Below are 746 nucleotides of genomic sequence, written 5' to 3' on the forward strand. Positions count from 1 at the left end.
CCGCCGGAGCGCCGGCCGCGCCCTTCGGGGGCGCCGCGCCTTCGGCGTTCGGCGGCGAGCAGGCCCGTCCGATCACCGGTGCGATCCATTTCACCGGCGACTGGGCGATCCGCTTCCTGCTGCTCTCGCTCGCCGTGACGCCGTTCCGCAAGCTTCTGCACTGGCCTCGCCTCGTGCTGGTCCGCCGCCGGATCGGGCTCGCCGCGCTCGCCTACGCCGTGCTTCATCTGGCGCTCTACGCGATGGACCAGGACTTCGTGCTGACGAAGATCGTTTCGGAGATCGCGCTTCGCATCTATCTCGCTATCGGCTTCGTCGCGCTGATCGGGCTTGTGGCGCTCGGCGCGACATCGACGGACGGCGCAGTGAAGCGCATGGGCGCCCGCAACTGGGGTCGGCTCCACAAGCTCGCCTATCCGATCGCGGGGCTGGCTCTGCTGCACTTCGCCATGCAGTCGAAGCTCGACATCAGCGATCCGGCCTGGATGTGGGGCTTGTTCCTCTGGGCGATGGGCTGCCGCGTCCTGCAGAACCAGGGAGAGCGGGCGACCAGCCCGGTTTGGCTGGCCGGGCTCGCCGTCGCCGCGGCGCTCGCGACCGCCTTCTCGGAAGCCACCTGGTATGGGCTCGCGACCGGCGTCGACCCCGCGCGCGTGCTCGCCGCCAACTTCTCGATCCGTCTTGGCCTGCGGCCGTGCTGGATCGTCCTGCTGTTCGGTCTCGCGGCCGCGGCGTCGAGCTTCGTC

General features: G+C 70.1%; 1 protein-coding gene. It reads left to right on the forward strand.

Features of this window, described 5'->3' with window-relative positions:
* Positions 1 to 746 (forward strand): protein-methionine-sulfoxide reductase heme-binding subunit MsrQ (locus ACIKT0_RS19460; protein WP_407106909.1); only part of this gene is annotated, 746 nt, incomplete at both ends.

The organism is Hansschlegelia beijingensis (assembly GCF_045505405.1).
GTDB lineage: Bacteria > Pseudomonadota > Alphaproteobacteria > Rhizobiales > Methylopilaceae > Methylopila > Methylopila beijingensis_A.